This window comes from Dyella tabacisoli (assembly GCF_003350925.1).
Taxonomy (GTDB): Bacteria; Pseudomonadota; Gammaproteobacteria; order Xanthomonadales; family Rhodanobacteraceae; genus Dyella_C; species Dyella_C tabacisoli.
The window spans coordinates 431,955-457,687 of record NZ_KZ857175.1 but is presented as its reverse complement, the minus strand read 5'-3'; the positions used below and the strand labels follow the sequence as shown (position 1 = coordinate 457,687).

The 25,733-nt window shown below is 60.5% G+C and carries 28 protein-coding genes, 1 tRNA gene and 1 other RNA gene; 12 read left to right on the top strand and 18 right to left on the bottom strand.

Annotation, left to right across the window (positions count from 1 at the left end; genetic code table 11):
- Nucleotides 1-38: 38 nt before the first annotated feature.
- Nucleotides 39-1,388 (bottom strand): aminopeptidase P N-terminal domain-containing protein, encoded by a 1,350-nt coding sequence (locus DVJ77_RS08945; RefSeq protein WP_263853819.1) that lies wholly within the window; start codon nucleotides 1,386-1,388, stop codon nucleotides 39-41.
- The gene (locus tag DVJ77_RS08940) at nucleotides 1,385-1,951 is read right to left on the bottom strand and encodes a UPF0149 family protein (protein WP_114845125.1); all 567 of its coding nucleotides are present in this window, start codon (nucleotides 1,949-1,951) and stop codon (nucleotides 1,385-1,387) included. The genes DVJ77_RS08945 and DVJ77_RS08940 overlap by 4 nt, the downstream gene beginning before the upstream one ends.
- Before the next feature lie 95 nt (nucleotides 1,952-2,046).
- Between DVJ77_RS08940 and DVJ77_RS08935 the strand changes: the two genes are divergently transcribed.
- From DVJ77_RS08935 to DVJ77_RS08895, 9 genes are all read left to right on the top strand, one after another.
- Nucleotides 2,047-2,301, top strand: coding sequence for a TIGR02449 family protein (locus tag DVJ77_RS08935; RefSeq protein ID WP_114845124.1), 255 nt, complete (start codon nucleotides 2,047-2,049; stop codon nucleotides 2,299-2,301).
- A 32-nt stretch (nucleotides 2,302-2,333) separates the two neighbouring features.
- Entirely contained in the window at nucleotides 2,334-2,636 is a 303-nt protein-coding gene (locus tag DVJ77_RS08930; protein ID WP_114845123.1) for a cell division protein ZapA, read from the top strand.
- 6 nt (nucleotides 2,637-2,642) lie between these two features.
- Nucleotides 2,643-2,829: non-coding RNA, 6S RNA (ssrS, locus tag DVJ77_RS08925), on the top strand.
- Between the two features lie 73 nt (nucleotides 2,830-2,902).
- Entirely contained in the window at nucleotides 2,903-3,529 is a 627-nt protein-coding gene (locus DVJ77_RS08920; protein WP_114845122.1) for a 5-formyltetrahydrofolate cyclo-ligase, read from the top strand.
- 13 nt (nucleotides 3,530-3,542) lie between these two features.
- On the top strand, nucleotides 3,543-3,995 hold the full coding sequence (locus DVJ77_RS08915) for an EVE domain-containing protein (RefSeq protein ID WP_114845121.1): 453 nt from the start codon (nucleotides 3,543-3,545) through the stop codon (nucleotides 3,993-3,995).
- 72 nt (nucleotides 3,996-4,067) lie between these two features.
- Nucleotides 4,068-4,709: a ribose-5-phosphate isomerase RpiA gene (gene rpiA / locus DVJ77_RS08910; protein ID WP_114845120.1), complete on the top strand. Its 642-nt coding sequence runs from the start codon at nucleotides 4,068-4,070 to the stop codon at nucleotides 4,707-4,709.
- 118 nt (nucleotides 4,710-4,827) lie between these two features.
- Complete coding sequence (locus DVJ77_RS08905) at nucleotides 4,828-5,202, top strand: hypothetical protein (RefSeq protein WP_114845119.1); 375 nt, start codon at nucleotides 4,828-4,830, stop codon at nucleotides 5,200-5,202.
- 166 nt (nucleotides 5,203-5,368) lie between these two features.
- Entirely contained in the window at nucleotides 5,369-6,001 is a 633-nt protein-coding gene (locus DVJ77_RS08900) for a DUF1780 domain-containing protein (protein ID WP_114845118.1), read from the top strand.
- A 25-nt stretch (nucleotides 6,002-6,026) separates the two neighbouring features.
- The gene (locus DVJ77_RS08895; RefSeq protein ID WP_114845117.1) at nucleotides 6,027-6,803 is read left to right on the top strand and encodes a hypothetical protein; all 777 of its coding nucleotides are present in this window, start codon (nucleotides 6,027-6,029) and stop codon (nucleotides 6,801-6,803) included.
- Nucleotides 6,804-7,379: 576 nt separating this feature from the next.
- Here the strand turns inward: DVJ77_RS08895 and DVJ77_RS08890 are convergent.
- The 3 genes from DVJ77_RS08890 to rplM all read right to left on the bottom strand — a co-directional run bounded on the left by DVJ77_RS08890 (nucleotide 7,380) and on the right by rplM (nucleotide 8,353).
- A tRNA-Gln gene (locus DVJ77_RS08890) sits at nucleotides 7,380-7,453 on the bottom strand.
- A gap of 69 nt (nucleotides 7,454-7,522) precedes the next feature.
- Entirely contained in the window at nucleotides 7,523-7,915 is a 393-nt protein-coding gene (rpsI, locus tag DVJ77_RS08885) for a 30S ribosomal protein S9 (protein WP_114845116.1), read from the bottom strand.
- Nucleotides 7,916-7,924: 9 nt separating this feature from the next.
- Nucleotides 7,925-8,353 carry a 50S ribosomal protein L13 gene (gene rplM, locus DVJ77_RS08880; protein ID WP_114845115.1) on the bottom strand — a complete coding sequence of 143 codons (429 nt, stop codon included), beginning with the start codon at nucleotides 8,351-8,353 and terminating at the stop codon, nucleotides 7,925-7,927.
- A 130-nt stretch (nucleotides 8,354-8,483) separates the two neighbouring features.
- Between rplM and DVJ77_RS08875 the strand changes: the two genes are divergently transcribed.
- Both DVJ77_RS08875 and coq7 read left to right on the top strand, forming a co-directional pair.
- Nucleotides 8,484-9,689: a (Fe-S)-binding protein gene (locus DVJ77_RS08875; protein ID WP_114845114.1), complete on the top strand. Its 1,206-nt coding sequence runs from the start codon at nucleotides 8,484-8,486 to the stop codon at nucleotides 9,687-9,689.
- Nucleotides 9,686-10,327, top strand: a complete 642-nt coding sequence (coq7, locus tag DVJ77_RS08870) for a 2-polyprenyl-3-methyl-6-methoxy-1,4-benzoquinone monooxygenase (protein ID WP_114845113.1) — start codon at nucleotides 9,686-9,688, stop codon at nucleotides 10,325-10,327. Before DVJ77_RS08875 ends, coq7 begins: the two co-directional genes overlap by 4 nt.
- A 64-nt stretch (nucleotides 10,328-10,391) precedes the next feature.
- On the opposite strand, the gene speD is transcribed toward coq7, so the two are convergent.
- Entirely contained in the window at nucleotides 10,392-11,177 is a 786-nt protein-coding gene (gene speD, locus DVJ77_RS08865; RefSeq protein ID WP_114845112.1) for an adenosylmethionine decarboxylase, read from the bottom strand.
- Nucleotides 11,178-11,459: 282 nt separating this feature from the next.
- Between speD and crp the strand changes: the two genes are divergently transcribed.
- Nucleotides 11,460-12,155 (top strand): cAMP-activated global transcriptional regulator CRP, encoded by a 696-nt coding sequence (gene crp / locus DVJ77_RS08860; RefSeq protein ID WP_114845111.1) that lies wholly within the window; start codon nucleotides 11,460-11,462, stop codon nucleotides 12,153-12,155.
- A 70-nt stretch (nucleotides 12,156-12,225) separates the two neighbouring features.
- On the opposite strand, the gene DVJ77_RS08855 is transcribed toward crp, so the two are convergent.
- The 12 genes from DVJ77_RS08855 to rpe form a co-directional block, all read right to left on the bottom strand.
- The gene (locus DVJ77_RS08855) at nucleotides 12,226-13,176 is read right to left on the bottom strand and encodes a bifunctional helix-turn-helix transcriptional regulator/GNAT family N-acetyltransferase (protein WP_114845110.1); all 951 of its coding nucleotides are present in this window, start codon (nucleotides 13,174-13,176) and stop codon (nucleotides 12,226-12,228) included.
- Nucleotides 13,177-13,250: 74 nt separating this feature from the next.
- Entirely contained in the window at nucleotides 13,251-13,952 is a 702-nt protein-coding gene (locus tag DVJ77_RS08850; RefSeq protein ID WP_114845109.1) for a haloacid dehalogenase-like hydrolase, read from the bottom strand.
- A gap of 4 nt (nucleotides 13,953-13,956) precedes the next feature.
- Entirely contained in the window at nucleotides 13,957-14,751 is a 795-nt protein-coding gene (trpC, locus tag DVJ77_RS08845) for an indole-3-glycerol phosphate synthase TrpC (protein WP_114845108.1), read from the bottom strand.
- 45 nt (nucleotides 14,752-14,796) lie between these two features.
- Entirely contained in the window at nucleotides 14,797-15,852 is a 1,056-nt protein-coding gene (trpD, locus tag DVJ77_RS08840; RefSeq protein ID WP_114845107.1) for an anthranilate phosphoribosyltransferase, read from the bottom strand.
- Nucleotides 15,849-16,445, bottom strand: a complete 597-nt coding sequence (locus DVJ77_RS08835) for an anthranilate synthase component II (protein WP_114845106.1) — start codon at nucleotides 16,443-16,445, stop codon at nucleotides 15,849-15,851. The genes trpD and DVJ77_RS08835 overlap by 4 nt, the downstream gene beginning before the upstream one ends.
- Nucleotides 16,446-16,691: 246 nt before the next feature.
- Nucleotides 16,692-17,342, bottom strand: a complete 651-nt coding sequence (locus DVJ77_RS08830; RefSeq protein ID WP_225427906.1) for a hypothetical protein — start codon at nucleotides 17,340-17,342, stop codon at nucleotides 16,692-16,694.
- A gap of 37 nt (nucleotides 17,343-17,379) precedes the next feature.
- The gene (locus DVJ77_RS08825; protein ID WP_114845105.1) at nucleotides 17,380-19,299 is read right to left on the bottom strand and encodes a LysM peptidoglycan-binding domain-containing protein; all 1,920 of its coding nucleotides are present in this window, start codon (nucleotides 19,297-19,299) and stop codon (nucleotides 17,380-17,382) included.
- A gap of 49 nt (nucleotides 19,300-19,348) precedes the next feature.
- On the bottom strand, nucleotides 19,349-20,824 hold the full coding sequence (gene trpE / locus DVJ77_RS08820) for an anthranilate synthase component I (protein WP_114845104.1): 1,476 nt from the start codon (nucleotides 20,822-20,824) through the stop codon (nucleotides 19,349-19,351).
- 102 nt (nucleotides 20,825-20,926) lie between these two features.
- Nucleotides 20,927-22,984, bottom strand: coding sequence for an ATP-binding protein (locus DVJ77_RS08815; RefSeq protein WP_114845103.1), 2,058 nt, complete (start codon nucleotides 22,982-22,984; stop codon nucleotides 20,927-20,929).
- 40 nt (nucleotides 22,985-23,024) lie between these two features.
- Entirely contained in the window at nucleotides 23,025-23,633 is a 609-nt protein-coding gene (locus tag DVJ77_RS08810; RefSeq protein WP_114845102.1) for a hypothetical protein, read from the bottom strand.
- Complete coding sequence (gene pdsR / locus DVJ77_RS08805) at nucleotides 23,633-24,322, bottom strand: proteobacterial dedicated sortase system response regulator (protein WP_114845101.1); 690 nt, start codon at nucleotides 24,320-24,322, stop codon at nucleotides 23,633-23,635. Before pdsR ends, DVJ77_RS08810 begins: the two co-directional genes overlap by 1 nt.
- Before the next feature lie 642 nt (nucleotides 24,323-24,964).
- Nucleotides 24,965-25,639, bottom strand: a complete 675-nt coding sequence (rpe, locus tag DVJ77_RS08800) for a ribulose-phosphate 3-epimerase (protein ID WP_114845100.1) — start codon at nucleotides 25,637-25,639, stop codon at nucleotides 24,965-24,967.
- Nucleotides 25,640-25,733 lie beyond the last annotated feature (94 nt).

Genomic DNA, 25,733 nt, shown 5'->3' with positions numbered 1-25,733 from the left:
GCGCCGCTTAAGGATGCTCTGATCTATTCAGAGCATCCTTAACGCTGCATCAGCAACGTCTCGATCGCCTCGGCATCCCTCGGCACGATGTCAGTGAGCACCTCATGGCCATCGCGCGTAACCGCCACATCGTCTTCGATGCGAATGCCGATACCGCGCCAACGCTCAGCCACCGACGCCTCGCCGGGCGGCACGTAAATGCCGGGTTCCACCGTCACCACCATGCCTTCCTCAAGCATGCGCGGCTCGCCATCGACACGATAATCGCCGACGTCATGCACATCCAAACCCAGCCAATGGCCGGTTTTCGCCGGGAAAAAGCGCTTGTAACTGCCATCGGCAATCGCCTTGTCAGCATCGCCGCTCAGTAAACCTAGCGCACACAGGCCTTCGGTAATCACGCGCACCGCCACATGATGCGCGGCATCAAAGGGGCGGCCAGGGCGCACTTGGTCAATCGCCGCCTCTTGAGCGGCAAGCACGACCTCATACAATGCGCGCTGCTCGCGGCTGTAGCGCCCGCTCACCGGAAAACTGCGACTGATGTCGGAGGCGTAGCACGCCAGTTCGGCACCGGCGTCGATCAACAACAACTCGCCTTCGCGCAGCGGTGCGCGGTTTGCCTGGTAATGCATGACGCAGGCATTCGCGCCTGCAGCGACGATCGGTGGAAACGCCGGTACCGCACCATGACTATGCATGACGCGCAGCAACTCGGCTTCGACTTCATATTCATGACGACCAGCCACTGCCACGCGCATGGCGGCGAGATGCGCCTCGGCGGCGATCGCCGCGGAAGCACGCATCAGTTTCAATTCGGCACGCGACTTGTAGAGCCGCAAGTCATGCAGCAGATGACCGAGTGCAACGAACTCTTTCGGCACCACCCCACCGCCACGCAACTGACGCAGGCGGCGCATCCAGCCGAGCAGGCGCGCGTCGAATTCTGGCTCGCGGCCGAAGTGGCAATAGACACGGCCGCGCCCTTCGATCATCCCAGGCAGAATGTCATCGATGTCGTCGATGGGAAATGCATCGTCCATGCCATACGCGCTGACCGCACGCTCGGTACCGATGGACTCGCCGTGCCAACGCTCGCGCTCAAGATCCCGCTCGCGGCAGAACAATACGGCCTCGCCGTGTTTGCGCCCCGGCAATAGCGCCAATACGCTTTCCGGCTCGGGAAAACCCGCGAGGTAGTGCAGATCAGAGTCTTGCCGGTAGGGCCATGCCGCATCGGCATTACGCATGCGCTCAGGCGCAGCGGCGACCAGCAGTACCGCATCCTCGCCTGCCATGCGCATCAACTGGCGACGGCGGCGCACGTACTCGGCAGGCTCAATATGCAGGGCCGCGTTACTCAAGGTGGCGATGCCCGATGCGCTCAATGCACGGTGTCGTTGCTTGGACCGTTACGCCAACTGACGCACTCGGCATGCAACAACATCGCGCCGACACGCACGAACTCATGCACCTCGATCAAGGCATCCTCGTCTTCGCTTTCTTCGCCGAAGTCGAACGCCGAACTGGCAATGGCGCCGAGATCGCGCAGAATCTCTTGCGCCTCGTCGGTGAGTTTGGCGTGTGCCTCGGCACCGGCCAGACCAAAGCCACCGAGAAAACCCCGGCACCAGTCGACCAGCGCCTCGGCACGCTCCGGCAGCGGGCGATCGTCAACCGGCAACAGCGGCTCAAAACCCAGCTCCGGGTCGGCCAGCTCCGCCTCGCACTGCTTCACGAGGCGATCGAGCAAGGCTTGATCCTGCGCCGATAGGGTTACCTCCTGACCGTCCAGCTCCAGCGCAGTCAGCAGCGGTTGCCGGCCAAGCCGGCCACCGCCGGCCAGATAGCCACTCAGCGAGCCATGTAAATCGCTGGCCTGCACGCCCAGCCGCAGCCGCGCGCAGGCGTCGTCCAGCTCGTCGTGGCCGACCAGTTCGATCGCGGTCATGACGTACTCCTTCAAGATTGGAGGGCAAGTTTAGCCGGTCCAGGGATGCGCCAGCAGCGCTGATTTGGCCAAACCTCCTGCTATAGTTTCCTCCTATGAGCGCGCCCGACACCGTCAAGCCCGATCCCTTAAAACCGGATCTCGTCAAACAAGAACTCACCGCCTTGAGCGAGCAGCTAGACCGCCTGCTCGAAATCGTGCGCCGGCTCAATGAGGAAAACCGCAGCCTGCGCCATAGCCAGGAGCAACTGGCCAACGAGCGCGCCGGGTTGATGGCTCGCAACGAACAGGCGCGCAGCCGGGTAGAAGCAATGATTCAGCGCCTCAAGGCGCTTGAGCATAACGGCTGAGTGTCACCCATGACTTGTGTAGAGACTGCCTGATGAGCAACAGCGAACCGGTCGCTTTGCGACTTATCGACCGTGAATTCCTGATTGCCTGCGCACCCGAAGAGCGTGAAGGCCTGCTCGAGGCGGCCGGCTATCTCGATCGCAAGATGCGCGAACTGCGCGCCAATGCCAAGGCGCCCGGCTTTGACCGGCTTGCCGTGCTGGCCGCGATCAGCGTCACCCACGAGTTTCTTGCCCTGCGCAAGCAGCACAGCGGCCACGATCAAAGCTTGAGCGATGGATTGGCCGCCTTGCGACGCAAGCTTGATGCCGCCCTAGAGGCTCAACTAAGATAGCGATGGCGTTTTCTGCGATGTTCGCCAGCGCACTCTTACATTTGCCTTGTTCCTAATTACGGCCCCGGGTCGGTTTTTCATCGGCTGTTGTGCATGTCCGCCGCGTGCGGAAAGCCTTGAGGCCATGTAACCCTCCCACCTGATCCATCTTGGATCAAGGTCGTTTGGTGTGCAGCGGCATCGCGGTTAACGCCACCTTATTTACTTACCTGGCCGCCAGCCGGCCAGGCCGCGCCGCCGGGCACCACAAGAGGAGACGCGCGAACGTGGATGCCACCGCCCAACGACGCGAGCTACGCCAACAGCTAGCCGAACGCCGCCGCGCCCTCACCCCGCAGCAACGCATCGCCGCCGCGCAAGGTTTGCGCCGTAGCCTGGAGCAGTTGCCCGAATACCTCACCGACATACGCATAGCCGGCTACTGGGCCTGCGATGGCGAATTGCCATTGAACCTGGTGATGGCGCCCCTCGCCACGCGCGGCCAACAATTTTTGCTGCCACTGATCGGGGCTGGCGACGATCGCTCACTCCGTTTCGCCCCCTGGACATCGGGCGAAGACGTACAGCCAAACCGCTATGGCATCCCAGAGCCGGTCGCACCACGCGAGTGGCTGGCGCCGTTCCAGCTCGACCTGGTGCTGGTGCCGCTGCTCGCTTTCGACCGCCGAGGCCATCGACTCGGCTACGGCGGCGGCTATTACGACCGCAGCTTCAGCTTTTTACGCGAACAAGTTCGTCCGACTGAACCGCTGTTGGTCGGCATTGGCTACGACTTTCAAGAATTGCCGGCCATCGACGCCCAGCCATGGGATGTCGCGCTTGACTACATCGCCACCGATCGCGAACTGATCGATTGCCACGCCACCACAAAGGACGGAGAAGCGCGCGTATGAATCAGAGGCTCGCATGAACCACTGGCTGATGAAATCCGAGCCCGACGCCTTCTCGGTCGACGACCTCAAGCGCAAGGGCGTAGAGCCCTGGGACGGTGTGCGCAACTACCAGGCGCGCAACTTCATGCGCGATGGCATGCGCATTGGCGACAAGGTATTTTTTTACCACTCCAACTGCGCCGAACCCGGCATCGTCGGCATCGCCGAAGTCGCCACCGATGCTTACCCCGACCCCGGCCAGTTCAATCCCAAGGGCAAGTACTTCGACGCCGCCAGCACCCGCGACAATCCGCGCTGGGTCTTGGTTGATGTGAAGTTCGTCAAGAAACTCAAACGCACCATTACGCTTAAAGAGCTGCAGGCACAGCCCTCGCTGGCCGAGATGGCGCTGGTGCGCAAAGGCAATCGCCTTTCGGTGATGCCGATAACCGCACAAGAGTGGAGCGCGATCCTCGCGCTGGAATAAACAAAGCCATCCCCCGGCTGACTCGGGGAGGTAGCGCCAAGCATCGAACCCTTAAGTTACGGAATCACCCTCATGAGCAATAACGAAAAGCGCCTGGCTGGTGAAGCCGCCATCCGTTACGTCGAAGACGGCGCCATTGTCGGCGTCGGCACCGGCTCCACGGTCGCTTACTTTATTGACGCGCTGGCTGATCTACGCGACCGCATTCAGGGCGCGGTATCCAGCTCGGAGCAATCTACCGCGCAGTTGAAAAAGCACGGCATCCCGGTGCTCGATCTCAACGCTACCGGCCCGCTCAGCCTGTACGTGGACGGCGCCGACGAGTGCGACCCATACAAACGCCTCATCAAGGGCGGCGGCGCCGCGCTGACCCGCGAAAAAATCATCGCCGAGGCCAGCGAAAAATTTGTCTGCGTCATTGATTCCAGCAAAAAGGTCGACCTGCTCGGCAAGTTTCCCTTGCCGATCGAGGTAATCCCGATGGCACGCAGCCTGGTCGGCCGCGAGATCGCCAAGCGCGGCGGCCAGCCGGTGTGGCGCGACGGCGTAGTGACCGACAACGGCAACTGGGTCATCGACGTGCATGGCTGGCAGATCGCCGATCCGGCCGCGCTGGAAAACGATTTGAATCAAATTCCCGGCATCGTCGCCGTCGGCCTGTTCGCCCGTCGCCCGGCCAATATCGTGCTGATCGGCGACCGCCTGATGGATTAACTTAAGCACGGCTTAAGAACTGTGGTGGATCCCTGACGAATGGCCGATTGAATCCGGCCAACGTGCCACCACAGTAGCGGTACACGGATGTCCCCCTCTACCCACAAAAGCCCCCGCCATGCCCACCCTGCGTTCCACCATCTTCGGGTTGGTGTTGTTGCCCATTGCCTCACTAGCCAGCGAGACAACACCTTCGGTCAGCCTGACCCAGCTCAGCCAGCTCTACAGCCAGGCAAGCCACGTCACCCCGGTCAGCTACCTCGACCAGCGCGTCACCATCCGCGCCGTGGTTGCCAAGGTCAGCCAAGATAAACATGGAAAGCTGCTGGTTCATCTGATCGATGAAGCCGGGCACGTCGAAGGGCGCGCCACGTTTGAGCCGGTTTTTGCGAGCAAGGCGAAGACCTTGCAGCAAGGGCAGCCGTTTAAGGCTGCGTGCACGATTGAGTTCAGTACCAATGAGCCGATTACGCTGGGTGATTGTCAGCTTTGAGGCGTATTGCCAGGTAGTCCAAGTCGCGTCTGAAAGTGATCGACACGATCAATCTCGAATGGGCACACGGACGTTTCTGCAGAAACACGCTTTCGCCGCTAGTCAAATAGGGCTGCGCTCTATAGCGTAAGGCCTGGGCGAGGCAAGCGCCTGCAAGGGGTTCCTGATGGACGACAAAGAGTTCATTGACCAACGAGTCAAAGACCTAGAGGAGTCCGTCCGTTCCTTTTCCTCCAAGAACAAAAAAGAGGGGGAGCGCTGGGTAGTCATCTCGTTTATTGAGAATCTGCGGATACCGCTCCAACCGCAAGAAGTCATCAGTCCCGACCAAGACCCGCCCGACGTCGTGTTTAGGGATGCGTGTTTTGAAGTCAAAGAGATCATGGATGAGGAGCGTAAACGCCACGCGGAATACAAAGCGGAACTAGAAAGAGTTCGCAAGATTACCGACCCGAAAGACTTGCTTCGCCCGTTCCGGCCAAAAACCATGACGCTTGAAGAAATCTATCTGTGCTGCGATGAGCGAGTAAAAAGTCTCGATAAGAAGTATCCGACGGCCGTCAAAGCAGCCACCGACCTTTTGTTCTACGTAAATCTGGTCGACGTCACAACATTAGTGGAACAGCCGTATCCTGATGTTTCCAGCATGGCTACAGCAGGATGGCGGTCCATATCGTTTCTCAAGGGACAGCGCAGTTGTTGTTTCTACGCCGACAGCACGGCACCGGCTTTTCTACGAAAGGTTGTCGGACGGGTATGGCATTTGCATCCGGGGCGGGAATCTTCTCTAGGAAAATAGGTTCGGATTGTCGAAAAGTTAGGGCATGAAAAGAATCCACCTTCCAAAGTTCCTCGACTACATTCCGCCCATCATCGCCTTTGCTGCCGCAGTGGTGGCCATCGTGGGGACCCCAAAATGGGACGGAACGGCGGTGGGCATTGCCAAAATCACCCCGCTGGGCTGGCTGGTGCTTGGCATCGGCCTCATGGCATTGATGGCCACGGTGCTCATCACCGCCCGCAACAGCCGGGAGCATGCCCAGCAGTGGCAGACGAGAGAGCGAATCTTGGCCACAGGAAAAGCGCAGTTGCTAAGGGCCGTTCTCCATACCATCCATCCGCTCTCCAGCTCCTTCATTTGGAGGAACCAGTGCGACGCCCCCGAGTCCCCGGCCGACTTTCTCCATCCATCCCGCCGGGAAACTTTGGCCGCATTGGAACTGACCTCGGTCTCTCCCTATAAGGACGGGAGTTTCGAGGACATCAAATGGCACCAGATGTTGGAGCGTGCAGCGACGGAGGGGGCAAGCCGCATCGTTACCACGCTGCAGATTTTCTCGACCTACTTCCCCGCCGAAATCATCGAAACGGCTACCCAGTTTCTCAACTGTGAGTTTCTCCAGATGCGGCTCCTTCGCATCAACGACCTCGTGAACGCGAATACGCATTTCAATAAAGCGCGCCCTGTCCCGTTTTTCATGGTCAAAGAGGATGAAATGCATAACCAAAGCTATGAAGAATTCTGGATGCTCACCGCTTCGGCGATGACGCTATGCGGTGCTGAGGTTTCAAAAGGGCAACCTCTGTTTGGTCGTCCTTGAATTTAGCTTTCGCCAGCTGCCGCTGATTGAGAGTCCCAGCTCTAGGTCCTGAGACTTAGCCCCCGAGCCTAAGGGGGCAGCGGCATTAAACAAAGCTGACAAAGCCCACACCAAGTCATTCATAAGGTAGCGCCGAGCCAGAACTCCATAGCTGACCAAGGCTAGTCCCGGTCGACGCACAAACAAAACCGCCACGAGGGCGGGTTTTACGTTTTTTGGCTGGGAGACTAGGTTTGCTCACCTCATCCAGGGGTTCACCCCGCCTCGCGGCGCCAGCGCGATCTATGCCGATCGTGGCTCGCTTCCCGTATTCGCATAGGCAGAGACATCCGTCGATGAATAACTCTGGCCCTTAGCGCAGCAGAAAAGCAAAGCTCGCCATTAGGGCGAACCTTCTCAACGTGAGCGACTAGAATTGTTCGCCCCATCCATGGGGCTCACCCCTCCGCGCTGCGCGCTCCGGGGCCAGCGCAAGCGCTGTCCAAATTTGTTCCAGACAAATTTGTCGAACGTGCTTCGTCTCCTGTATCCGCAGACCAAAATAAAAAGCCCGCCACAAGGGCGGGCTTTTTATTTTGGCTGGGAGACTAGGATTCGAACCTAGATAAACGGAGTCAGAGTCCGTTGTCCTACCGTTAGACGATCTCCCAAAACCTAGCGGAGCGGTGCGCTCTGACTTTGATGCACCGGACCGTCGAAGCGATCGTTCTAGTGAACGATTAGCGCTTCGAGAACTGGGTTGCGCGGCGGGCCTTGTGCAGACCGACCTTTTTACGCTCGACTTCACGGGCATCGCGGGTCACGAAGCCGGCCTTGCGGAGCGGCGACTTGAGGCTTTCGTCATATTCGATCAGCGCGCGGGCAATGCCCAAGCGGATCGCGCCGGCCTGGCCGGTGATGCCGCCGCCTGCAACGGTGACGTTGATGTCGAATTTGGTGGTGTTCTCGGTCAGTTCGAGCGGCTGGCGCACGATCATGCACGAGGTCTCACGACCGAAAAACTGTTCGAGGCTCTTGCCGTTGACAATGATCTCGCCGTTGCCCTTGCGCAGGAACACGCGAGCGGCTGAGGTCTTGCGGCGGCCGGTGCCGTAATTCTGCTGGATCGCCATACTGATTCCTTAGAGTTCCAGCGCCTGCGGCTGCTGTGCGGTATGCGGATGTTCGGCGCCGCCGTACACCTTGAGCTTGCGGTACATCGCGCGGCCCAGGGGGTTCTTCGGCAACATGCCCTTGACGGCGATCTCGATCACGCGCTCAGGGTGGGTGGCCAGCAGATCCTTGAGACTGGTGGTCTTCAGGTTGCCGACGTAACCGGTAAAACGGTGGTACATCTTGTCGTCAAGCTTGGCGCCGGTGACGGCCACCTTCTCGGCGTTGACCACGACGATATAATCGCCGGTATCGACGTGCGGAGTGAACTCCGGCTTGTGCTTGCCGCGCAGACGGCGCGCGATTTCGGTCGACAGACGACCGAGCGTCTTGTTCGTGGCGTCGATCACGAACCAGTCGCGCTTGACGCTTTCCGGCTTGGCGCTGAACGTTTTCATTTCGGAATACCTGGTCTGCCGCCGTAAGGCGGTGTGCATAATCAGTGGAGCAAAGGCGCGAGATGATAGCGGAGCTTTCATCTATCGCGCAAGCCCACGGACCGGCGGGCTGCGAGTCGGCGATGATAGCATGATCGGCATGCTGCTTGAGAAGACCCCCAACCGAATCGCCGCACTGGCCGATCAATGCGTGCAGTGCGGCTTGTGCCTGCCGGTATGCCCTACCTATGCGCTAGACCGCAATGAGGCTGAATCGCCGCGCGGGCGGATCGCCATCGCCGCGGCGCTGGCGAAGGGCGAGGTCGTTGCCACCCCCGGCCTGCGCGAGCATCTGGATCATTGCCTGGGCTGCCTGGGCTGCGAACGGGTCTGCCCGGCGAACGTGCAATACGCCGAATTGCTGGTGGAAACACGCGCCCTGCTCGGCCCTTCGCCGCAACGGCCGCGTGGATTGCTGGCCCTGCTTAAGCGACCGGCACTGCTGAAGCCATTGCTGGCTATCGCCGCTCTATTGAGAGTGCCCAAGTGGCAGCTACCGCTTGGATCGGCCTGGCGTACCGCATTGAGCCTGCTGCCGACCAGGAGCGCGCGGGCGCCAACCAGCCCTGTTTCGGCCACCCCAACGACGCCAGCGCTGGGCGTGGTCGCACTATTTCCTGGCTGCATCGCCAGCATTGCCGATGCCGAGGCGCAACAGGCGACGATCCGCCTGCTCGGCGCGGCCGGATATCGGGTCGTACAACTACCGGCGTTCTGCTGCGGCGCGCTGGATTTGCACGGCGGCGCTGCCGAAGCAGCCGAACAGGCCGCACAACGCGTTCGCCAGGCCTGGGCCGCCAGCGGCGCCCAGCATTTGCTCACCGTGACGCCGGGCTGCCTGGGTACGCTGCGGCGGGCCTTGCCAGGGGTATCTGTTGCCGCCCCCTATAGCCTGCTCGCCAGCCAGACCGAACGCCTGCACTTTCGCCCACTCGCGCGCCGCGCCGCCTTGCATCTACCGTGCACGCAAACCAATGTGGCGCGCAGTGACGCTACCTTGCTGCAATTGCTTCGGCGCATCCCCGAGCTGGATGTGGCCCCGCTGCCCTCGCCGCCGTACTGCTGCGGCGCGGCCGGCAGCCATCTCTTGGAATTTCCCGAGCGTGCCTCACGCCTTCGCGGCGACATGCTGCGACGAGCTGCCGACTTGGCACCACAGCTATTGCTGTCGTCCAATATCGGTTGTCGCCTGCACCTGGCCGCCGGCATGAATGAATCCGGGCATGCCTGGCCGCATTTGCATCCCTTGACGCTGCTGGCTCAGCAGCTCGAAAACGCCCCAGTGGAGTCGTTATGAACACACGCACCCTTACCTCGCTGGATCGCCTGCTGATTGGCATCGAGCGCGCCATGGAGGCCATTGCCGGCACCCCGGAGGCGAACCGGGACTCTCCCGGCGCCAGCATGGCCGAGGCCGATCTGGACGAAGCCGAGCGCCGCCACGCCGCCGGACTGATGCGCATCAATCACACCGGCGAGGTCTGCGCCCAGGCGCTGTATTTCGGCCAGGCCGCATTGGCCCGCGATGACGAAACCCGCCAACACCTGCTGCACGCCGCAGCCGAAGAAACCGATCACCTGGCCTGGTGCGCCGAACGCCTGCATCAACTGGATAGCCGGCCCAGCCTGCTCAACCCGCTGTGGTATGCCGGCAGCTACGCCATCGGCGTCGCCGCCGCAGCCATCAGCGACCCGGTAAGCCTGGGCTTTGTGGTCGAAACCGAGCGCCAGGTGGAGGCCCATCTAGCCGATCACCTGGACCAGCTACCGGCCCAGGACGAGCGCTCACGCGCCATCCTGAGCCAGATGCAAACCGACGAGGTAAGGCATGCACAAGCCGCGCAGCAGCGTGGCGGTATCGACCTGCCCTTTCCCATCCCGAAGCTGATGGAATTCAGCTCGATGGTGATGAAAACGGTGGCTTATCGCTGGTAGCGGCAGCAAAGCCACCCACGGGTGGGCCCCCATAAAAAAAACCCGCCGTAAGGCGGGTTTTTCGTTACATCAGGTTGCGACCGTGGAACAGCTCTTCGATTTCGCGGCGCAGCAGCGACTCGATGCGCTGGCGCTCCTTGAACGAAAGATCGTCGGCGTGGGCCTCGAACAAATAGGTATCCAGATCGAAGTCTTTGATGTGCATCTTCGTATGGAACATGTTCTCTTGGTACACATTGACGTCGAACATCTCGTACTTCTGCCGGATGTGGCGCGCCAGGTAGTCCTGCACCGAATTGATCTTATGGTCGATGAAGTGCTTTTTGCCCTTCACGTCACGGGTAAAGCCGCGCACGCGGTAGTCGCAGACCACGATATCTGACTCGAAGCTGTCGATCAGGTAGTTCAGGGCCTTCAGCGGGGAGATCACGCCGCAGGTAGCCACGTCGATATCGGCGCGGAAGGTCGCGATGCCGTTGTGCGGGTGCGTTTCCGGGTAGGTATGGACGGTGATGTGACTCTTGTCCATGTGTGCCACCATGGCGCCGGAAATGCTGTCGCGGCCGAGCTTCTCAATCACCGGCTCTTCGGAGATCAGGATCGTCACCGAAGCACCCTGCGGGTCGTAATCCTGGCGGGCGATGTTGAGGATGTTCGCGCCGATGATCTCGGCCACATCGGTAAGGATCTGGGTCAGGCGATCGGCGTCGTACTGCTCGTCGATGTATTCGATATAGCGCTGGCGCTGATCTTCAGACACTGCATAGCAAATGTCATAGATGTTAAAGCTCAAGGCTTTGGTAAGGTTGTTGAAGCCTTGCAAACGCAAGCGCGGAAGGGGTTTCACCACAACGACTCTCCATGACCGAATGCGGCCAGCAGTAGAGGGCGGGTTAGCTACAAGGGTCCCCGCTGCATAGTACGACGCGTAAGAACGAAGCCTCCGCGACCCTTGTTACCGGGCCGTGACATTGGTGTCACGCCGGAAAGACCGTCAAGTATGCGACAAAAGTCAGAAAAACTGAACCTGCGGTAGACGCGCATTTTTAGTTTGTCATAATGCCAAGGGGAACCATTCAGGCGCGATGACGCCGATCCCGCGGTACTTGAACCTACTTCTTCGGGGCAGCACGTGGCGCAACTCAAATACCAACTCCAGCAAGCATTTGAACGTTCGCAGGCACCTGCCGGCTTTGCCCCCGACCCGGCTTCGATGGAGCGTTTTCTTGCGCTCTGCCATCGCCGTCGTTATCCGGGTAAGACCGCCATCATTCGTCCGGGAGACCCGGCCAACACGCTTTATTACATTATTGAGGGCTCGCTGGCGGTCTGCACCGAGGACGAACAAGGGCGTGAGCTGATCCTGGCTTATCTCAGCCGGGGGCAGTTCATCGGCGAAATGGGGCTGTTCGTGGAGCAGTCTCAGCGCGAATCGGTCGTACGCACCCGCACCCCCTGCGAAATGGCCGAAATCAGCTATGAGCGGCTGTTCCAGCTCATGGAAGGGCCGCTACGCGAGGAATGCCCAAAGATTCTGTGCGCCATCGGCGCCCAGCTCACCCACCGTTTGTTGCGTACCTCGCGCCAAGTCAGCCGGATGGCTTTCATGGACGTCACTAACCGCATTTCGCGCACCCTGCTCGACCTGTGCCAAGAACCCGACTCGATGAGTCACCCCGACGGCACCCAGATTCGCATCTCCCGCCAGGAGGTGAGCCGCATCGTGGGTTGCTCGCGCGAGATGGTCGGTCGCGTCCTCAAGCAACTGGAAGAACAACGCATGATCGATGTTGCCGGCAAGACCATCGTGGTGCGCGGCACGCGTTGAGCTATTCGCCTGAGCCATACAGGCCCCTTCCCTGCTTGCAGGGGAGGGGCTGGCAGGCTGGCTCCCAGCCTTACTTCGACTGATAAACCATGTACACATCGGCTCGCTCGTAATGCGAACCGGCACGGGAAGCGGGCTGCAACACAAAACCGGCTTGCTCGTACATGCGCAACGCCGTCTTCAAGCGGCTATTGGACTCCAGAAACAAGGTCTCGCCCTTGCGTCGATGAAATTCGCCGATGGCCGTATCGAGCAATTGCCGGCCGGCGCCGAGCCCACGAAAGGTCTCGTCCACACCCATCTTGGATAATTCGTAGACGCCCGGCGACTCGCACAGCAAGGCGCAGGTGCCGATGATTTCGCCGCCCAGGCGAGCAAAAAAGATCGCCCCGCCCGGCTGCAATACATAGCGCTCGGGGTCGCCAAGCATGGCGCGATCGATATCTTCCAAGCGGAAATGCCGCTCCAGCCATTGCGCGTTGAGCCGGTAGAAGTGCTCCCGCAAAGCCGGCTCATACGGCACGATTTCCAGCGATGCGGAGGTCAGCGCCGCATGCTCGGCCATAATGGCGTCCACGATGGGCCGGTCCAGTAATGCCTTTTCGCAGGCTGCCATGGCCGCCAGCAAGGCTTTGCCATCGTCACCCAGTACAACGGCCACACCGCGTCGAATCGAACACCACACAGGCCCGAGCGCACCGAGTGAATCACGCGCCTTCTCGGTCAGCGTCAGCATGCTGCGACGGCCATCCTCAGCATCACGACGGCGCCGCACCATGCCTGCCCGCACCAGCTTGTCGGTCAATTGGCTGACCGCCGAGTGGGTCTGACCAATCGCCGCAGCCACCTCACTTACGGTGGTTGGCCCGTTTTCCCACAGGTAACGCAAGACTGGAAACCAACGCGATTCGATCCGCGCATCGCAGGCACGGTAAACCTCGTCGGCGGCGGTATAGAACTGATCGCTAAGCGCCTTGAGCCGGCTACCGAAGGCCAACTCGGAAAGGGAAGACAAGTACATTTTGGGCCGCCCGGATAATTACGTTAGCACTAACGTAATTATCCGGGCGGCCCAATGCAAGTGCCCACGGTGGCCTAGAACCACTCGACCCGCGTCACGCTGCGCCCAAGCGCACGCTCCAGCTTCTTGCACAAAGCCGGCGTCCCGTTGACCAACACCGCCTCGGCGGCCGGCTTGAGCATAGGCACGTCCATCAACGAATCGCTATAAGCTAGCTGCCACGCCTCAATGCCATGCGCGGCTAGCTGTAACGGCTTACGCCTGCCCACGTTGTGCAGCTTGACGCGCATGCCGAGCAAGCTCGGCCGTAGTTGCGACGCTAGTATATGCAGCTCACTCAAGCCGAGCTGCTCAAGCACACTGCTGACCAGGACCTGTTCGCAACCCGTAACCACAATGACCTTGTCGCCCGCGGCCTGATGTCGGCGCAAGGCCAGCAAGCCATCGCGGCTGAACTGGCGGGGTCGGCTGACCAGCAGTTTCGCAAAGGCTCGCGCGGCAACGGCGTAACGCGCCTCGTTGAGCCCACACAAAGCAATATGAACCAGGCTGCGTGCCGGCAATTTCCATGAGAACGGCAACCGTAACAACAGCCACGGCAACGCAAGCAAAGCCAACAGCTTGCATGACCATGAACGCGAAAAACGATCGCGGATAAACAGCGTAAACGCATCGCCGTGGATCAATACGCCATCAAAATCGAATAGCACGGTGCGCGGCGCGGCAACACCCGTATCTGCCGCAACCGGCATGGCCTGTGTATCAATAACTTCCATAACGTTATGGTGCAGCGAATAGCCGCTTCAACTCCTGCCCCGGATCAGCCGCACGCATAAATGCCTCGCCCACCAAAAAGGCGTTGATGCCGGCATCGCGCAACAGCGTCACGTCTTCGGGCGTATGGATGCCTGATTCGCTGACCAGGATGCGGTCGTACTCCATCAATTCCTGCAATTCGAGCGAGGTATCGAGCGAGGTCTTGAAGGTGCGCAAGTTGCGGTTATTCACACCGATCAACGGCACCGGCAACGCCAGCGCACGCTCCAGCTCTTCGGCATCGTGCACTTCGCAAAGCACATCGAGATCCAGCTCGGCCGCCAGCATCGACAGCTCCAGCAATGCTGCGTCACCGAGTGCGGCGACGATCAGCAGAATGCAATCGGCGCCGATCACCCGCGCCTCGTAAACCTGGTAAGGGTCGATCACGAAATCCTTGCGCAGCACCGGCAGCGAGCATGCCGCGCGCGCCTGCGTCAGAAAGTCTTCGCTGCCCTGGAAAAAATCGCGATCGGTGAGTACGGAAAGGCAGGCCGCACCGCCAGCCTCGTAGCTGCGGGCAATCGCCGCCGGGTCGAAGTCGGCGCGAATCACGCCTTTGCTCGGGCTCGCTTTCTTGACCTCGGCGATCACCGCCGGCAAACCGGCATCGATCTTCGCTTCGATGGCCGCGGCAAAACCACGCGTATCCGGCAGGTCGGCGACGCGAGCGGATAAATCGGCCAGCGACAGCTTGGCGCTGCGCTCGGCGATTTCTTCGGTCTTACGCGTCAGGATGCGAGTAAGGATGTCAGCCATGATGTCCAGTGCTCAATGTTGGAGCGCACCCTGTGCGCGTAGAGATTACGAAGCAGCGAGTCGCTGGGTGGTCGCCACGAAAGCGTCTATTTTTGCACGAGCCGCGCCGCTGGCAATGGTCGCACGCGCCAACTCGATACCCGCGCCGATGGAATCAGCTACATCAGCCGCATATAGCGCCGCGCCAGCGTTCAGACATACCACATCATGCGGCACGCCGCTTCGTCCATTTAACGCCTCCAACAACATGGCGCGGGATTCCTCGGCATTCTCTACGCGCAAATTACGGCTGGAAGCCATCGCCAGGCCAAAATCCTCAGGCTCCACCTCATATTCGCGCACCTTGCCGTTGCGCAGCTCACCGACCAGGGTGGCCGCGCCCAGCGAGATTTCGTCCATCCCATCGCGCCCCCACACCACCAAGGCATGCTGTGCGCCCAGTGCCTGCAATACCCGCACCTGAATGCCGACCAGATCGGGATGAAAGACGCCCATCAAGATATTCGTCGCACCGGCAGGATTGGTCAGCGGACCGAGAATATTGAACAGCGTGCGCACACCCATTTCTTTGCGCACCGGCGCAACAACCTTCATGGCCGGGTGATGATTAGGCGCGAACATGAAACCGATGTCCGTTTCAGCCATACATTGCGCAACCTGCGCCGGCGCGAGATCGATCCGGGCACCAAGCGCCTCCAGTACGTCGGCGCTGCCCGATTTGGACGAGACACTGCGGCCACCATGCTTGGCCACCCGCGCACCTGCCGCCGCCGCAACAAACATCGACGCGGTCGAGATATTGAACGTGGATGCGCCGTCGCCGCCGGTGCCTACGATGTCGATGAAATGATTGTGCGGCGGCGCGTCGACCTTCGCCGACAGCTCGCGCATCACCCGCGCCGCGCCGGTGATCTCGCCAATGGTTTCCTTCTTGACGCGCAGACCGGTGATGATCGCAGCCGTCATCAGCGCGCTCACTTCGCCACGCATGATTTGCCGCATCAAGACGATCATTTCGTCATGAAATATTTCGCGATGCTCGATCGTTCGCTGCAAGGCTTCTTGCGGCGTCATGGTTACGCCGTGTTCGACCTGGCTCATGCCGCTTGCTTCAAAGACAGACCGAGAAAGTTACGCAATAAATCGTGACCGTACTGAGTCAGGATCGACTCGGGATGAAACTGCACGCCTTCGATCGCCAGCGTCTTATGCCGCAACCCCATGATCTCGTCGACCGAGCCGTCGGCATTTTCCGTCCAGGCGGTCACCTCAAGGCAATCGGGCAGCGAGCTTTGCTCCACCACCAGCGAGTGATAGCGCGTCGCCTCGAACGGATCGGGCAACCCGGCGAATACGCCTTGACCGCGATGGCGTACGGGCGAGGTTTTGCCGTGCATGATCTGCTTGGCGCGAATCACTTTGCCGCCAAACGCCTGCCCGATCGCCTGATGGCCCAGGCACACGCCGAACACGGGAATGCTCCCCGCCAACTCGCGCAAGACGTTCAGCGATACACCCGCATCGTCAGGCGTGCCGGGCCCCGGTGAAATCATGATGTGCGAGGGACGCAGCGCACGGATGCCCGCCACATCGAAATCATCATTACGCACGACCCGCACCTCTTGGCCCAACTCGCCAAGGTATTGCACAAGGTTGTAGGTGAAGCTGTCGTAATTGTCGATCATCAAAAGCATGTCACGCGGATCCTGTCGATATGCAAGTACGCATGTACTCAGGCGTTGTTGCCGCCCGCGACATGACTCGCTGTTTCAAGGCTGACCGCCGAGCAGCGGCAGGCCGCCATTGTGCGCGATGCAGGCTTACCTCGCCATCTCGATTGACATAGACGGCCATAAAACACGAATTATTCACATATAAATCAGGAATTTCCTGATCGTTCACGATTCGCGCAGCCCGATCGAGCAGCCTGATCGAACAGCTTACGGAAGCCTGATGTGATCCGGCTCGAAAGCCAGCACCCCGGAAGTATAGGTTTCGACCACCAGGCTGAAAGGCTGGTTGTCCTGGGTATATAGCAAAGCGCGATGTCGCAGCACCTGTTCCGGCACCGCCAAAGCGCGACCGGTTGCCGGCGGCAAGATGCCGCTCATTTCCCACCCCTCGGGCAAGGGCGACCACAGCAATTCGGCCGATAGTGTCTGGCGGCGAAACTTCAGCGCCTGTACGACACGGCCAAACGGCACGTCCGAGTGATCGAGTTGGCGATTCATGTCGTCAGTCAATCGTGCCGGCACATACCAATTGTCCGCCTCGGACAGCACACGCTCGCCGCAGACGAGTTGTACACGCCGATAACGCACCGGCTCATCGATGCCAATAGCGAGCTGCTCGCGCGCACCATCCGGCAACGGCTTGTCGTCGCCCTTGATGCGATGCGCGACGATTTTCGCTTCGGGCGCCAGTCGGTGTGTACCGCACCAGCGCTCCAGCGTCAGTGTGGCACTGGGGTGACTAAGCAGATCAGCATTCAATGACTGCAATAAAGCCAGGGCCTTTAGACGGCTGAACGAATCATCTACCCATGGCGCCGGAGCCGGTTCACGGGCGAGCGCCGTGAGCGAGAGGAGCATAGGCAATGCCATCAAGCCGTACCGCGTGAAGGACATCTCACTCCGCCGCCGCATCGTTTTGCTCGCCCGCTGTTGCATCGCTGTCGTCTTTGATCTCGTCAAATGCAGTCGACCAGCCATCAAAACCTACGAATATCTTGTATTGATCGGTGGTCGCTTTATTCATCAATTCAGTCATATGCGGATCAAGGACCGCGCCGCTCCAGAGCAAGCCGCCATCGGTGCGGCGATAAATCCATGCCTTGGCGTCTTTTCCGAGTGTCTCATTGAAACGCGGCAATACAAACTTCTGTCCGGCTTGCCCACCGACGAGTGCGGGATCTTTGCTTAGCCCCGGAAAGGTACAACCAGGGCAGAAAGGAAACGGGCTGGCCTCACCGGTCGAGAAAGGCTCATCTCCCGCCAGAGGCTGCAATTGCATGACCCGCGAGGAAAGATCCACGCTCCAGTGACCGACAGGCACCGCCTTATTGTCCGCACCCTCGGCCTTGATATAGCTACCGTCCGGCTGGAGATACTCATAACTCACGGACTCATTGACGCCACCAAGCAGCAGCGTGGGCGTCATGCCATTAGCGTCCGTCGTCACTTCGCGCGAGCAGGCGCCCGCATGCACTTTGAGCGCAGCGAAGGACTGGTGACGAAAGCCGATATCGTTGAGTTGGACGCGCAGCTCCGACATAGGCGCGCCGGCGCCTCGCACCGGCAAATCAAGCACCGTACCTACCGGCAAGGCGAGGCCAGCAGACGGATTGATGCGGCTAAGCATATTGATGTCGACGCCCTGCGCCTTGGCTACTTTGAAAAGCGTGTCTTTCTCGACGGTCACATACGTCGCCGGCGCGCTACCGCGATCACAAGGCGAGAGTTGCACCACGCGCTCCTTTGGCGCGGCCTTGCTCAACGGAGCGATTTTTTCGGGCGATGCGTCTTCATCGCTGCTGCTGATGATCTTCAAATCGCCGCGGCGATTAAATGCAAACTGGATATCTTCAGTGAACGGGGCATCCGTCTTTTCCGCTGGATCACGTGTCGTACCGCTCACGTTGAAGTGATAGTTGCCACCCTCGTAGTCCAGCTTGACCAGCGGACGCGAGCCGTTGTTCATAACCGCCGCCAGATCCACCAACGACTTGGTCGCCCGATCAAAAACATAGTAGTGATCCTCGATCACCTTGCCATCGAGTACATCGGTAGCGGACTTGAACAATACGAACGCACGACTCGCATCGATCACCACCACCGTCGGCACGCCCTTCTCGTCAACGATAGAAAACTCGAAACGCTCGCCCTTATCGAGAATGCTGAGCTTGCTCAACCGAGCATCGTCGAGTCGCCAGATACCCGGACGCAGCTCCAGCTTCAAGCCATCGCTGGCGTATACCTCGTCTTGATGCAGCACCACGCCATCAGGCTGGGGTGGTGCGCTCTGGGCTTGCTGTGGATTTATCGGCGTCGAATCGCAACGATTGAACTGAGTCCCCACCAGATCGCGGACTTCAGCGCCGCCATTGCCCGTACCCGCGTTGAAATACAGTACGCCGTCGCTGTCGCCACGCCCGCTGGCAAGTACAAAAGCTAAGCGGTCATCGCGATGGTTGTCGGTCACTTGAATCAGATCCGGCTTGGAGCGATCGAGCTTGCCGAATTCGTGCCGCTGCCCTTTCGTCATCACCATCACGCTGTGATCGCTGATCTCGATGCGATCCGAATCGGCGCACAGGCCCGATGGTGTCCAGACCTGGCTTACGGTCACCGGCTGACCCGCTGATGCCGCAGGCAAGGAGTCGGATGCGGAATCAGTGGATTTTGAGCAAGCCGTGCCCAGGCAAGCAATCAACGACAACAGTAACGGCAGGCGACCTGCAAAGACGCCATGACCAAAGCTCGCACGCTTAGCGGGCACAGCAACCGTAGCGGTGGGTCGCGTCATGGCGAATACGTTCTGTCGTGACATAACCAGTCCATGTGATTAGCGGTAAATGCGCATGATTTATGCTGGGCCACTAAAGCCCTTTGGCTGCCTGCGCCACCGCACGAAACAATGCGCGCCCCTTGTTCATCGTTTCCTCCCACTCGGCGGCGGGGTCGGAGTCATAGACGATGCCGGCACCGGCCTGCACATGGAGACGGCCGTCCTGGATCACCGCCGTACGGATCGCGATGGCGGTATCGGCATCGCCCCACCAGCCGATCCAGCCGATGGCGCCGGCGTAAATGTTGCGCTTATACGGCTCCAGCTCCTGGATGATCTCCAGCGCGCGGATCTTCGGCGCGCCGCTGAGCGTGCCGGCGGGGAACGTCGCCTTGAGCACATCCATATATCCCAGCCCCTGGCGAAAAGTGCCCTGCACCTCAGACACGATGTGCATCACGTGCGAGTAGCGTTCGACCACAAAGGACTCGCTCACCTCCACACTACCGACCTCGCTGATGCGGCCAATATCGTTGCGGCCCAGATCGATCAGCATCACATGCTCGGCGCGCTCTTTGGGGTCGGCCAGCAGCTCGGCCTCCAGGGCCTGATCCTCCGCCTCGGTGGCGCCACGCTTGCGAGTGCCGGCTAACGGCCGCACGATGACTTTGCCGTCTTTAAGACGAGCAAGAATCTCCGGCGAAGAGCCGACGATCTGCGTCGCGCCGAGATCGAGGAAATACATGTACGGCGAAGGATTGAGCGCGCGCAGTGCGCGATACACATCCACCGGCCGCGCATTGAAACCGACGCTAAGCCGCTGCGAAGGCACCACTTGAAAAACGTCGCCGGCGCGGATGTATTCCTTGGCGCGCTCCACCATCGCCTCGAACTCAGCACGCGTGAACGAGGATTTGAAATCGCTCTCGTCCAAGGCGACCGATTGAGTCAACTGCGGATACGATGCGCCCCCCTGGCGTAACCGATAGACCAGGGCATCGAGCCGGCGCTGGGCTTGCGCATACGCCTGCGGATGCGACGGGTCGGCATGCACGATCAGATATAGCCGCCCCTTGAGGTTATCGAATACGGCGATCTCCTCGGCCAGCATCAGCAGTACATCGGGTGTACCCAGCTCGTCGGGTCGATCCCATTTCGCCAGTCGCGGCTCGATATAGCCAATGGTCTCGAAACCGAAATACCCCACCAGGCCACCGCTGAACGCCGGCAACTGCGGCAACTGCGGTACGTCGTATTGCAGACGAAGCTTTTCGATCTCGGCCAACGGATCGTCAAGGTGACGACGCTCGATCACCTCGCCGGCATCCTCCACTTCCAGCTCATGCCCACGCAGCCGATACACGCGCTTGGCCGGCAGGCCGATAATCGAATAACGCCCCCAGGTGGCGCCGCCCTCGACCGACTCGAACAAAAAGGTGTATGGGCCATCGGCCAGTTTCAGATACACCGACAGCGGCGTATCCAGATCGGAAAACACCTCGCGCACTAACGGAATGCGCGTATGCCCTTTGGCAACCAGCGCGTCGAATTCGTCTCGGGAAATCACGTGAAGAGTATCCGGTGACCAAACGGGAAGCCGCATTGTAGGGCAATGCGTGCGCGCTTCTGCTTGCGCGAGGCTTGCTTGCGCCGCTAAACCTTGTAATGCCTAGCCGGACAACCGCATCCGTGGCATACCCTGCAGGCGCAGACTGAATGCGACACCGTTGCCGTCCTCCAGATTGCGTGCAACGGCATTGCCGCCATGCCGCTCGGCCACCAGCCGCACCACATAAAGCCCTAGCCCCAGATGCGGCGCGTCGCCAGGCGTGGCCTTGTCGCGCAGGCTGACCAGCGAATCGAACAATCGTCCTTGCATGGCGGCAGGCAGCGGCGAGCCCTGGTTGGCCAACTCGATCTCGGCCCCGTCATCGAGAGCACGCAAAGTCAGCCGCATCCACCCGCCATCCGGCGTAAACGACAAGGCGTTATCGAACAGTTTGTCCAGCGCTTGCGCGAGCAATTCTGGTGCACAGTGCAAGTGCAAGGGCGTCGCCGGCACATCGCAGTCCAATCGCCGCGTGCCCGCCAATGGCCGATACGCCTCGGCACAGCCGCGCACGACCTCGACCAGATCGACATCCTCGGGTTCGGCAGCGGCAATCGACCGCTCCATGCGGCTGGCCTCGCTCATCGCACGCACCAGCGCGCTAAGCCGGGCAACGCCATCGTGCGCGCGCGCCAGATACGGCCGCGCCTCAGGCGGCAGTGCCGAGCGCTCTTGCAAAGCGTGCTCCAGGTTATCCAGCGAAGATTTCACGATCGCCAGCGGCGTATTCAATTCGTGTGACAGCTTGGAGGCCAAGGTGCGCAGGTAATCGGTATAGCCGCCGACGACCTCAAACAAGCGCTCGAAACTACGCGCGAGATCGCCTATCTCGTCCTCCGCGTCTGTCATCGGAAACTTGCCCATCATCATCGGTCCGTCTAGACGTCCATCATTGGCCTGCGCCCGCTCGGCCGCATCGCGCAGCCGCGCCAGGCGCAGACTCAAGCGCGTGGCGAAAGCCAACAAAATGGCTCCGGCCACCAGCAGCACGCCGAAGCTGGTCAGCAGCAGCCCCAGCAAGGCCCGATTTGCCAACAGCGGCACCGCACGGCTGGCTTGCTCCAGCAGCAGCACGCCCTCGACGCGACCTTGCCGTTGAATCGGTACCGTTGCCGCCAGCACCACACTGCCACGCGCCTCACCCTGCCGCCAGACATTCGCCGGCGCGCCTTCGCTGGCGGCGCGCACTTCAGGCAGGTCCAGGCGCGGCACATCCTCGGCCCACAAGTTGGCGTCGCCTAAACGTGTGGCCAGCAACGAACGATAAATCAAGGCGGCAAACCAGCCCGGCTGCTCGCCACGGGTCGCACCCAAATGCCCGCTCTGCGCCAGCAGCCACCCTTGCGGCGCCAGCACGCGCGCGCGGATGTCGTCGGGCGCGAGTAAGGCCAGCTCCTTCGACAACGCGGCGGAGTAACTCAGCAGCGGACGCGTTTCGACCGCCAAGGGATCTGGTTCGCTGGAGCCAGACAGATTGGAACCCGGCCCATCGACGGATGCGTCATGCACGCCCAGGCCGAGCTGGTCCAAACCCAGGCTGCGCGGCAGGCGCAACTCAATACGATAACCGCTGCCATCCTCCTGCCATTGCGCCGTAAGCATATCGGGCAATCCGGGCACCGACGCCCCCAGCGGCCGTGCCGTCACCAGGCCCGGCGCCGCGCTTGCCACCAGATAACTACGCTGCAACCCATCCTTGCCCAGACTGAGAATCAGATGATCGGCCACCAGCGCGTTTGCATCGGCCGCATCGGCGCGCGTGCGGTGCGTACTGCGTACATCCACATAGAGGTAAAGCCAGTCTTTGTTTTGGGCCAGCAATAACTTGCCGCGCTTGCCCAGCGGCTGACTCCACGGTGTCAATGGCGCCCAATCATCGCCGTATCCGTCGACGGTGATTGGCGTCTGCGTTTCCTGCACGTACCAACCTTCACTATGGGTGGGCAGCAGCGCGCCACCCACCACCAGGCTACGCGCCACCGCGCGCGCCGATGCCGTCAGCGCTTGCGCCTGCCCCTCGCGCAATAAGGTTTCCATCTGCCGCACGTACAACCAACCGGCGACCGGCAAGGCCAGGGTGCATAGGGCGACCAGCAGTAATTTACGACGCAGGCTCATGCTGTAACGATATCGGCGGCAGGCAGGGTTGGGCGATTATTCAATGCTTGGCCTTATCGGGGGACGCCTGCTTCGATACATATTTCATGTAGCTCGACTGCTCGACCACCTGGCTGAAAAGTGCCAACACACTTTGCCGTGTTGGGTCAGCCGCCGACATCGTCATAGACCAGCTCAAGCGAACGCCGGTTGCCTTGCCTGGATCGCAGAACACCACAACGTCATCCTTATGATCGGTGCCCTGAAACAGCAGCCCATGACACGCCATCGCCGGGTTATGTACCGCAAAGGTAGATACCTTGGCTGTCGGATCGCGCTGCAGATAACGCTTCTGATCGTCTTGCCACTCCGCGTCCAGGCTGGGCAATTTCTGCGGCCACACGTTGAGTACCATGACCCGCTCGGGTTCACCGGTCCACTCGCCGCGATACAGCACCAGATTGACGCCGATGGCCTGGGCGTACTGACAGCAATCCTGCGTCCAGCCGCTGGGTAGATCGGTCGCGATGCCCCAACCGGCCACCTTGCCATCGGGCTTCCCATAGACGATTACACTATGCTCTTTGGCACCATGGTCTTGCGCAGCCGCGCCGGCTTGAGCCAACACGGGCAAGGCAAGCAAACCACACAACCACAGTAATCGCCGCATCAAGGCTTCCATCGGTAACCGACGCCGTGCACGGTCTCGACCGCATCGAATTCCGGCGCGACGGCAATGAATTTTTTGCGAATGCGCTTGATATGCGAAGTGATGGTGGCGTCGTCGACCACCAGCTCGGCCTCGCGCATCAGTTGATCGCGATTTTTCACATGGCCGGGAAAGCGCACCAGCGTATGCACCATCCAGAATTCGGTGACGGTGAGAGGAATCTCGGCATCGTTCCAGGTGATGCGCATGCGCTCGGATTCAAGCTTGAGCGGACCGTGCTCGATCACCGTCTCACTGGAGGTCGGCGCCTTCAGCGATTCGATGCGACGAAACAGTGCGGCAATGCGCGCGGCTAGCTGATGCAGGCTGGTGTCTTTGCTGAGGTAATCGTCCGCCCCCAGGCGCAGGCCCGAAATCACATCGAAATCCGAATCACGCGCGGTAAGAAAGATGATCGGCAACGTCGACGACTTCGCCCGCAGCTCGCGGCACAAGTCAAAGCCGCCTTCGGGCTCGTCGCCCAGGCCAATATCGATAATCACCAGCTCGGGCAAACGCATCGCGAACGCGGTGGACGCCTCACGGCGCGAGCCGTAACCACGCGTTTCATAACCAAAACGGTTCAATGCCTCGACATAGTTAGCGCGGATCAACGGTTCGTCTTCGACGATGGCGATACTGCGGCCCATGGCTTATCTCTTCAATGACGTAGCGGTGCAGGTTGCTCTGCGCACTCGCTCTACGCAAGCCAACCGGCGAATTTGCCCGCGTTTTGCCAGATGCCATCGCCCAATCGCCCGCTTAGTGCCGGCTCCGCCACCCCGTTGGGGAGTGTCATAGCACCCATCCCCAAGCCGGAACCTGTCGATGAACAAGGCTGACCTCACTGAGCGCGACCCCAACGCCGAACTGCACAGCTTTGAGCCGTTGCGAGTCACCCTGGCGCTAGGCGCCCTGCTGCTCGGGCTGATCCTGGGCTTTCATTAAGCATTTATTTTGCCGTGGAAGGCATGGCGGCGGTCGGCGTGAATGGAGTCGCGCTGGCCGCCTGGGGCGAATAGCCCAACCTCTTTACCCCCTCTTTACCCCCTCTGGTGAGTTCCTGCCCCGCTTAGGCGGGGCTTTTTTTGACACGGGAACCAAATCGAATCCTGAGAGTCAGAGTCACCATGGTTTAGTGCTGTCTCCATTGCCGTGGAAACCGCAAGTACGATCGCTACCCAGGAAGGCGCCGATCGCCGGAGTACAGGCCAAGCCATGGTGTGATCTCCTCTCGCGTCTACCTAACCGACGCTTATCCCGACGCAGTTCCCTGCGTCGGGATTTTTGTTTCAGCGCTCGGCGAGTGTCCGGCGCATGGCCTCGATCACCGCGCGGTAATCGGGCGCGTTGAAGATGGCCGACCCTGCCACGAAGGTATCCGCGCCGGCGGCGGCGATCTCACCGATATTGTCGGCAGTCACACCACCATCCACCTCCAGGCGTATGGCACGACCGCTATCGTCGATGCGGCGGCGTACCTCGCGCAGCTTGTCCAGCGCGCCGGGGATGAATTTTTGCCCGCCAAAGCCGGGATTCACCGACATGATAAGCACCAGATCGAGCTTGTCGAGTACGTGGTCGAGCCAATTCAGCGGTGTCGCCGGGTTGAACACCAAGCCAGCCTGGCAACCGGACTCCTTGATAAGGCCGATGGTGCGGTCGACATGCTCGCTCGCTTCAGGGTGGAAACTGATAAGACTGGCGCCGGCCTTGGCGAAGTCGGGCACGATGCGGTCCACCGGCTTGACCATCAGGTGCACGTCGATCGGCGCGGTAATGCCGTAGTCGCGCAACGCCTTGAGCACCATCGGACCCATAGTGAGATTAGGCACGTAATGGTTGTCCATCACGTCGAAATGCACCCAATCCGCACCGGCCATCAATGCCTTGGCGGTGTCATCACCCAATCGCGCGAAATCCGCGGAGAGGATGGACGGGGCGATGACGTTTTGTTGTTTGCTCATGGCGATGGCCTAGGAACGGGGAACGGGGAACGGGGAACGGGGAACGGGGAACGGGGAACGGGGAACGGGGAACGGGGAACGGGGAACGGGGAAC